The organism is Klebsiella sp. TF21-TM, assembly GCF_019753495.1.
GTDB classification, from domain to species: Bacteria; Pseudomonadota; Gammaproteobacteria; order Enterobacterales; family Enterobacteriaceae; genus Klebsiella; species Klebsiella quasipneumoniae.
Genome location: NZ_JAIJYL010000030.1, coordinates 49,905 through 58,566, shown reverse-complemented (window position 1 = coordinate 58,566; position 8,662 = coordinate 49,905). Strand labels below are relative to the sequence as shown.

The 8,662-nt window shown below is 53.7% G+C and carries 6 protein-coding genes and 1 pseudogene; 3 read left to right on the top strand and 4 right to left on the bottom strand.

The features are described 5' to 3' along the window. Positions 1 to 185 (bottom strand): annotated as a pseudogene (locus K5R89_RS22495) (carbohydrate porin); the annotation flags it as partial. 330 nt (positions 186 to 515) lie between these two features. After that, on the bottom strand, positions 516 to 1,835 hold the full coding sequence (xylA, locus tag K5R89_RS22490; RefSeq protein ID WP_023291802.1) for a xylose isomerase: 1,320 nt from the start codon (positions 1,833 to 1,835) through the stop codon (positions 516 to 518). A gap of 426 nt (positions 1,836 to 2,261) precedes the next feature. Here xylA and K5R89_RS22485 point away from each other — a divergent pair, with 426 nt between their 5' ends. After that, positions 2,262 to 3,701, top strand: a complete 1,440-nt coding sequence (locus K5R89_RS22485; protein ID WP_072199169.1) for an MFS transporter — start codon at positions 2,262 to 2,264, stop codon at positions 3,699 to 3,701. A 58-nt stretch (positions 3,702 to 3,759) separates the two neighbouring features. Continuing rightward, the gene (locus K5R89_RS22480; RefSeq protein ID WP_087824611.1) at positions 3,760 to 5,439 is read left to right on the top strand and encodes a glycoside hydrolase family 43 protein; all 1,680 of its coding nucleotides are present in this window, start codon (positions 3,760 to 3,762) and stop codon (positions 5,437 to 5,439) included. A gap of 82 nt (positions 5,440 to 5,521) precedes the next feature. On the opposite strand, the gene K5R89_RS22475 is transcribed toward K5R89_RS22480, so the two are convergent. Next, positions 5,522 to 6,160: an HNH endonuclease gene (locus tag K5R89_RS22475; protein ID WP_087827331.1), complete on the bottom strand. Its 639-nt coding sequence runs from the start codon at positions 6,158 to 6,160 to the stop codon at positions 5,522 to 5,524. Between the two features lie 179 nt (positions 6,161 to 6,339). On the opposite strand from K5R89_RS22475, the gene K5R89_RS22470 reads away from it, so the two are divergent. Further along, on the top strand, positions 6,340 to 7,209 hold the full coding sequence (locus tag K5R89_RS22470; RefSeq protein WP_087827330.1) for a phosphorothioated DNA-binding restriction endonuclease: 870 nt from the start codon (positions 6,340 to 6,342) through the stop codon (positions 7,207 to 7,209). A gap of 55 nt (positions 7,210 to 7,264) precedes the next feature. Here K5R89_RS22470 and K5R89_RS22465 read toward each other — a convergent pair. Next, positions 7,265 to 8,412, bottom strand: a protein-coding gene (locus K5R89_RS22465; RefSeq protein ID WP_087827329.1) for an IS3 family transposase whose coding sequence is annotated in 2 segments (ribosomal slippage) — positions 7,265 to 8,175 and positions 8,175 to 8,412 — 1,149 coding nt in all. Because the reading frame shifts where the segments join, the coding sequence is not laid out codon by codon here. Positions 8,413 to 8,662: the final 250 nt, after the last annotated feature.

Here is an 8,662-nt window from a genome sequence, read left to right as displayed (position 1 = left end):
ACGTCGACCTTTTTGTCGGCCGCGGCGTCAATTTTCGCCTGGCGGTCGGCCAGCGCTTTATCAACGGCTTTGGCGACGATGGCGTCGATCTGTTCCTGAGTAAATTCTTGCGCCATTACAGAGGTAAGCGGAAAAAACGCGGCGATAACCGCCATGGTTAATGGAAGTTTTTTTATCATTGTCATGAGTTTCTCAATATAGGTTAATTTTATTCAGACAATAACCAGCCTATTCTGAGCTGACAGAATATGTCGCTATCATCAGAACAAGTTATTTTTTATTTTGTACGGTCACAGAGGCATTACACAATTATCGCTACTCGCCCTCCCTCACTGATATTAAAAAGGTGGCACAATGGCAGAACCATCCGCGCGGCGGATTGTTCCTCTATAGACAGTCAAACAGATAGCCTTTCGGCACAGACAGCATAAATACAACACGAACAAATAAACGCTATTTCCCGGCAGCGGGCAGACGGCGGAATACATGCCCCCGCAGGGGCATGTCAGCCTAATTTAACCAAAGATATAGGTATTGACGAGATTTTCGAGTAATTCCTGACGCCCGCTCTGATGCTGCGGATTCAGATTATGCTGCTCAGCGTACCGGGCAATATTATCCAGCGACATGCGGCCGGCCATAATTTGCTGCCCCAGTTCGCCCTGCCAGCCGGCATAGCGTTTTGCCAGAGCCCGATCGAGCTTGCCATCCTCAATCATCCGCGCAGCCAGCTTGAGAGACAGCGCCATCACGTCCATGGCGCCAATATGGCCATAGAACATGTCGTATTTGTCGGTGCTCTGCCGGCGAACTTTGGCGTCAAAATTCAGGCCGCCGGTGGTGAATCCCCCGGCTTTGAGGATCTCGTACATCACCAGGGTATTTTCTTCCACGCTGTTCGGGAACTGATCGGTATCCCAGCCGAGCTGCGCATCGCCGCGGTTGGCATCAACGGAGCCGAAGATCCCCAACGCGATGGCGCTGGCGATTTCATGGTGGAAAGAGTGCCCCGCCAGGGTGGCGTGGTTGGCTTCAATGTTCACCTTGATCTCATTTTCCAGACCAAACTGCTTCAGGAAGCCATACACTGTCGCGACATCGTAATCGTACTGATGCTTGGTGGGCTCCTGCGGTTTCGGCTCGATAAGCAGCGTGCCGCCAAAGCCAATCTTATGCTTGTGCTCCACGACCATCTGCAGGAAACGGCCAATCTGCTCGCGCTCCTGACGCAGGTCGGTATTCAGCAGGGACTCGTAACCTTCGCGACCGCCCCACAGAACATAGTTTTCGCCGCCGAGCTGGTGGGTGGCGTTCATGGCGGTCACCACCTGCGTGGCCGCCCAGGCAAACACCTCCGGATCGGGGTTGGTCGCCGCCCCGGCGCCGTAGCGCGGGTGGGTAAAGCAGTTGGCGGTGCCCCACAGCAGTTTCACGCCGGTTTGCTGCTGTTTCTCCGCCAGCACCTCGGTCATCACGGCAAAATTATGCAAATATTCTTTCAGCGACGCGCCTTCTGGCGAGACGTCGACATCGTGGAAGCAGTAATACGGCACGTTGAGCTTGTAGAAAAACTCAAACGCCACGTCCGCTTTGCGTTTGGCCATTTCCAGCGCATCGCCCGCGGCCTGCCAGGGACGCTCAAACGAGCCGGCGCCAAACATATCCGCGCCATTCCAGCAGAAGTTATGCCAATAACAGGCGGCAAAGCGCAGATGATCTGCCATGCGTTTTCCCAGCACGATTTCATCCGGATTATAGTGGCGAAACGCCAGAGGATTATCGGTTTTAGGTCCGGCAAAAAGAACGCGTTCGAGCTGGTCAAAATAAGTTTGCATGATGAACTCCGAAATTGAGGAAGCCGAAAATTAACAACTGTGACACATCGTGTATTCTCATCGGCGGTTGCTCAATTACGTTATTTCACTCAGCGATTGAGAAAATGCTCAAATGTGAGCCATCTCGCAAATAAAACTATTTTAAATATCTCGCTTCGCGCGCGTATAGAGTACACTTCCTGGGGAATTCAGGTGGACATAGCGAATTAAAATGCCGGTTTTGTCACATTGCCTGTCTGCCAAAAAATTAGCGGCGGATGGCGGCTCAACGCAGGTGATACAGGCCTTTGCTTCGAGGATCACAGAAGTAAAAAAACATAATTACGTAATTTAAAAACGTAATAGATTCTTCCATGTCAACTGTGTCAGAAAGTGTTTCACCTACACAAAACAAACCGGAGTCTGCTTAGAATGAGTAAAAACATAATGCACAGTCGGCATGATGAATATCATAAATTAACCCGCGGAGAACGAATTGGTTATGGCATGGGCGACTTTGCGCAAAACCTGGTTTTCGGCACAATTGGGGGTTTTCTGGCTTTGCATATGCTGACGGTAAATACCATCAGCACGGCAACGGCAGGCTTTATTTTTCTTTTTGTCCGCATAATTAACGTGTTTTGGGATCCGATGGTCGGCACCTACGTGGATAAACGAACCTCGAAAGCAGGGAAATATCGTCCGTGGCTGTTACGAGCCGGCGTGCCGCTGGTGATCCTCTCGGCATTACTGTTCGCGCCCATCCCCGGAGTGAAAGGTTCGGTGGCTTTCGCCTTTATTATTTATCTGGCGCTGGACCTGGTTTATTCCTTAGTCAATATTCCCTATGGCTCGCTGAATGCGTCACTGACCCGCGACCCGGAATCGATCGATAAGCTCACCAGTACCCGCATGATGCTGGCCAACAGCGCCAACCTGCTGGTCTATACCCTGTTCCCGATGTTTGTGCAGATGGCGGCGCCGAAAGATCGCAGCCTAAAAGACACCGGCTTTTTTGGCCTTGAGCTGAATCTGGGGAATTATGCCGATCCGTCGGCAAACTACGCCTGGTTTGGCGTGTACGCCATCTATATGATCATCGGCGCGGTGGCTCTGTTTATCTGTTATAAATTCACCAAAGAACGCGTTGTCGCGACCGCCGAGCAGACCGCCAACGTCAAAACCACCGACCTTTTCCACGAGCTCCGACATAACCGCCCGCTGGTTATTCTGGGCATGTTCTTTATGCTGGCCTTTACCTTCATGTTCTTCATGAACACTGTTAACGGCTTCTTCAACCAGTACGTCGTCGGCCACTCCGAATGGATGGGCGCGGTGGGTCTCGTCGCGTCTATTCCCGGCATCGCCTTCCCGATTTTCTGGCCGAAACTGAAAAAAATCTTTGGTAAAAAAGGCTTCTTCCATCTGTTCCTCGCCATGTTCATCGTCGGCGAACTGCTGACCTACGTCTGGTCCCGCGAAGGGATGCACGACGCGCTGTGGCTGGCCTACATCGCCACCTTTATTAAACAGTGGGGCTTAACCTCCGCCACCGGCTTTATGTGGGCGCTAGTACCGGAAGTCATCGCGTACGGCGAATTAAAATCTGGCAAACGCAATGCCGCCATTATCAATGCCATTATGGGACTCTTCTTCAAGATCGGCTTCACCATCGGCGGCGCGATCCCGCTGTGGCTGCTGGCGGTGTATGGCTTTAATGAAAGCGGCGCCGTGCAAAGCGCCAGCGCCATCGACGGGATTATTATGACCGCGGTGTGGATCCCGATCGCGCTGGCCGCTATTTCGATGGTGATTATCCAAGTTTATCCGATCTCCGATAAACATGTTACCGACATCAACCGTCAACTGGATGAGATCCGCGTGTAGTTAAAAAAATTATAAATCAGACCGATTCGTCACTTTCCATTTTAAAAGGTGTAATGAAATGTCACTTATTCAAAACCCGATATTACGCGGCTTTAATGCCGACCCCAGTATTATTCGCGTCGAGGATACGTACTATATTGCCAACTCGACGTTTGAGTGGTTCCCGGGCGTGCGTTTACATGAGTCCAAAGACCTGAAAAACTGGAACCTGCTGCCTTCGCCGCTCTCCACCACCACCCTGCTGGACATGAAGGGCAACCCCTCCTCCGGCGGCATTTGGGCGCCGGCGCTCTCCTGGGCCGATGGGCAATTCTGGTTGGTGTATACCGATGTGAAGGTCACCGAAGGCGCCTTCAAAGACATGACCAACTACCTGACCACCGCGAAGGATATTCGGGGCCCGTGGAGCGACCCGATCAAGCTGAACGGCGTCGGGTTTGACGCCTCGCTGTTCCATGACGACGATGGCCGGAAATATATCGTCCAGCAAACCTGGGATCACCGGGAGTACCATCACCCCTTCGATGGCATTACCTTAACGGAGCTGGATACCAACACGCTGAAGTTAATGCCGGAAACCGCGCGCACCATCTACCGCGGCACCGCCGTGGCGCTGGTCGAGGGGCCGCACCTCTATAAACTGAACGGTTATTACTATCTGTTTGCCGCCCAGGGCGGCACCGTATTTACCCACCAGGAGGTGGTGGCGCGGTCGACAACCCTCGAGGCCGACAGCTTCGAAACCGAGCCGGGCGACGTGTTCTTAACCAACGTCGACACCCCGGACAGCTACATCCAGAAACAGGGCCATGGCGCGCTGGTCTCCACCCCGGAAGGCGAATGGTATTACGCCTCGCTCTGCGCCCGGCCGTGGAATCGCCCGGGGGAATCCATCTACGACCCGCGCGGCTGGTCAACCCTCGGCCGGGAAACCGCGATCCAGAAAGTGTACTGGGATGACGAGGGCTGGCCGCGTATTGAAGGCGGTCACGGCGGGAAAACCTTCGTCGAAGGGCCGAAAGACGCCATCTTCACCGAAAGCGCCAGCGATAATAGCCAGCAGGATGACTTTACCTCGCCAGCGCTCGACCCGAACTGGAATACCCTGCGGGTGCCGTTTACGGCCAAAATGGGCGCCACCGGCAACGGCAAATTAACCTTAATCGGCCAGGGTTCGTTAGCCAATACGCATGACCTGTCGCTGATTGCCCGCCGCTGGCAGGCCTTCTATTTTGACGCCGCGGTGAAGGTGAAATTCGAGCCCTTCAGCTATCAGCAGATGGCCGGGTTAACGAATTACTATAACGACCGCCACTGGAGCTTCGTCTTCCTTACCTGGAATGAAATTAACGGCAAGGTCATCGAAGTCGGCGAAAATAACCGCGGGAAATACACGTCGTACCTGAAAGATAACGCCATCAAGGTGCCGGACGGCGTGGAATACGTCTGGTTCCGGACCAAAGTCCGCAAGCAGACCTACAGCTATGAATACAGCTTCGATGGCGTGACGTTCACCGAGATCCCGGTCCAGCTGGATGCCGCGGTGCTGTCCGATGACTATGTGTTGCAGAGCTACGGCGGGTTCTTTACCGGGGCGTTCGTCGGCCTGGCGGCGGTAGACTACGCCGGGTACGGTACCCAGGCTGAGTTTTATCAGTTCGAGTATCAGGAGCTGGGCGATAGCTTAGCGGCCGATGGCAGCTACAGCTGGGAGGCTGGCGAGACGCGGGATAAGTAAAAGAGAGCGGGCCCACGCTACCGGTAAGGTAGCGTGGGGTTTGTGGTGTGTTTGATGAACGTAAAGCGAGCGCTGTCGGATTTCAGTCTGTGGGGCGCAGCCGGGCCTTCAGCTCTTCGGGGGTAAACGGCGGATCTCGCCGGTGCAGCATCGCATGGCAGTTGGGACATACCGGGATCAGATCGGTTTCAGGGTTCAGGCGGTAGTCCTGCTTTATCCCGGCCAGCGGGATGAGATGGTGGATATGGATAAAGCCCTGGCCGATATCGCCATAGCGGCTGGCCATATCCAGACCGCATACCTGACACTGGCAGCCATGCAGGCGAAGCGCCGCCTGACGAGCCTGACGGTCGCGCTCATAGCGATTGACCACTACCTGCATCGCCACCCCTTCCACGTACTCCATGGTCGTCTGCCCCTCATCGGGGAAAAGCGCAACCTCGTCATCGCCAGCGCCCTGCGACGCGATCGTAAATCCTTGCTCCAGTAACAGACGCACGCATTTGGATTTAATCCCTCCGCTGAAATCCGCCGGGGTAAATTCCGTCCCCGTCGCAAGCGTGGCCGCTAACCCGACGATGGCTTTTGAAGGATACCGACGCCCCTCAAACTCGATCTCATACAGACGCGCGCTTTTAAACTGATGCGCAACGCCTGCATCGTAAGCGCGAATAGCGGCGATGATGCATTCCCTGGATAAATGGTCCGGTAGTTTTTTCATAAGACATAGCTATCTGATGGCGCGAAGCTTGAGTATAAATAGAAAGCTATGGGCTTTTCGAACAAATAACTGGCAGTGATAATTAAATCGCGATCCACGTAGAATCGCCGCATCTGGTAGGTTGATCGGCAAGGATTTTGCGAGCATCATCGCATTTATTTAGCTGCCAATGTAACGCTATGCCCTCCAGCACGACCCTGCAACACGCGATCGAGAACATCACCATCTGGCGCAAAGGCGAACAGCGTGCGCCGCATAAGCCACTATTGCTGCTGTACGTCCTCTCACAGTACCAGCGCGGCCATGCGCGGATGTTCGATTACGCCTCGGAGATACGCGATGAGCTGCATAGCCTGCTGGAACGCTTTGGCCCGCAGCGCCGCCAGTACCGGCCGGACATGCCATTCTGGCGCCTGAAAGGCGACGGCTTCTGGGAGTTGCACAACAGCGAACAGTGCTCAACCCAGGGCAGCCGACAGCCGCCCGGCAAAGAGCTGGAGCTCTGTCACGTCGCCGGCGGCTTCGATGAGCCGCATTTTGCGCTACTCAACAGAAATAAGAAGCTGATCAATACCCTCGCCCATCAGATCCTCGAAGCGCATTTCCCGGAGAGTATTCAGGAAGAGCTGGCTGAAGAGATGGGGTTTGATCTACAGCAGATCCGCAAAGAGCGCGACCCGCATTTCCGCCAGCAGGTGCTGCGCGCCTATAATTATGAGTGCGCGATCTGCGGCTTCAATATGCGCCATGATAATACCTCCATCGCCCTGGAAGCGGCCCATATCAAATGGAAGCAGCACGGCGGCCCATGCGAAATCCCTAACGGCCTGGCGCTCTGCGCGATTCACCATAAGGCTTTTGATAAAGGATCCATTGGTCTGGATGAGGATATGCGCATCCAGGTTTCGCCGGCGGTGAACGGCGGGGGCATCGTTGGCAGGCTGTTCTGGGATTTTAATGGTAAGCCGATTACCTTGCCTCTGGGGAAAGAATGCTATCCCCAGGAGGGGTTTGTGGCGTGGCACCGGCGGGAGGTGTTCAGGGGGTGACGGGGGATGGTGTGTGGGGTTAATGTTGAGCGTAGGGTGAATCGCCACGGATAATCTAGACACTTCTGAGCCGTTGATAATACTGGTTTTCGTATTCTGTCGGTGACATCTGATTGCTCGAACCATGCCGACGCTTACTGTTATAAAACATTTCGATGTAATCGAAAATATCGCTGCGGGCTTCTTCCCGTGTTCCGTAGATCTTTTTCTTTATCCGTTCGCGTTTCAGCAACTGGAAAAAGCTTTCTGCAACCGCATTATCGTGACAGTTACCACGACGGCTCATGCTGCACTCCAGGCCGTGTGATTTCAGGAATGACTGCCACTCATGGCTTGTGTACTGACTGCCCTGATCTGAATGAACCAGCACCTGTTTTAGAGGATTACGTCGCCATATGGCCATCAGAAGCGCATTCAGGACAATGTCCTTTGTCATCCGGGATTGCATTGACCAGCCGATAATTTTGCGTGAGAACAGGTCAACAACCACGGCAAGATACAGCCAGCCTTCGTGGGTCCTGATGTAAGTTATGTCCGTTACCCAACGCTCATCCGGAGCATCCGGATTGAATTGTCGCTGGAGCCTGTTGGGCGATACGATACTGATCTCGCCTTTGTGTGCCCGCGGGCTCCGGTACCCGACCTGAGCCTTTATCCCGGCACGATTCATCAGTCGCCAGACTCTGTTCACTCCGCACTGTTGCCCGCTATCCCGCAAGTCCAGATGGTTCTTGCGATAACCATAAACGCAACCGGACTCCAGCCAGAACTGTTTGATCTGTCCCGTCAGTCTCAGATCTACCTGGTGGCGCTGAGAATACGGTTGCTTAAACCAGGCGTAAAAGCCACTGGGATGAACATCCAGCACCCTGCAGAGCAGACGAACAGGCCAGCAAAGGGAGTTGTCACGAATAAAGGCGTACCTCAGTCGGACAGCTTTGCGAAGTACGCCGCGGCTTTTTTTAATATGTCCCGTTCGTCAGTAACCCGCTTCAACTCCTTCTGGAGTCGGCGGATCTCGGCCTGAGCATCTGACTGTTCTTTGTTAGTGGATGAGTCCGGACCGTACTTCTTTATCCAGGCGTAAAGGCTGTGGGTGGTGATATCGAGACGTGTTGCAACGCTGGAAACAGAATGACCGCGATCAATAACCTGTTTGACTGCTTCAATTTTAAACTCTTCGGGATAACGTTTACCGCTCATGGGCACCTCTCTTTAAGTCATCATAAATGACTCTGAGGTGTCTGTTAAACCCGTGGCGATTCAAATTGCCCAAGCGGATCAACATTCAACTCACCCGTTAGCGAGTCATCGTATTCAGTCAGAAATTTATCGATGTACATCTCGTTGCGTCAGTCGCTTATGCCCACAGGGCTAACAACACGCAATCAGTGCACTGCGAAAGCCCTTCCATGTTCCACTTTCTTTCCTGGCACTTATCAAATCAGCAAAT

Coding starts and splice junctions, on each gene's coding strand:
- K5R89_RS22470 (WP_087827330.1), top strand. CDS start 6,340: ATGCCCTCCAGCACGACCCTGCAACACGCGATCGAGAACATCACCATC.
- K5R89_RS22485 (WP_072199169.1), top strand. CDS start 2,262: ATGCACAGTCGGCATGATGAATATCATAAATTAACCCGCGGAGAACGA.
- K5R89_RS22480 (WP_087824611.1), top strand. CDS start 3,760: ATGTCACTTATTCAAAACCCGATATTACGCGGCTTTAATGCCGACCCC.
- K5R89_RS22475 (WP_087827331.1), bottom strand. CDS start 6,160: ATGAAAAAACTACCGGACCATTTATCCAGGGAATGCATCATCGCCGCT.
- xylA (WP_023291802.1), bottom strand. CDS start 1,835: ATGCAAACTTATTTTGACCAGCTCGAACGCGTTCTTTTTGCCGGACCT.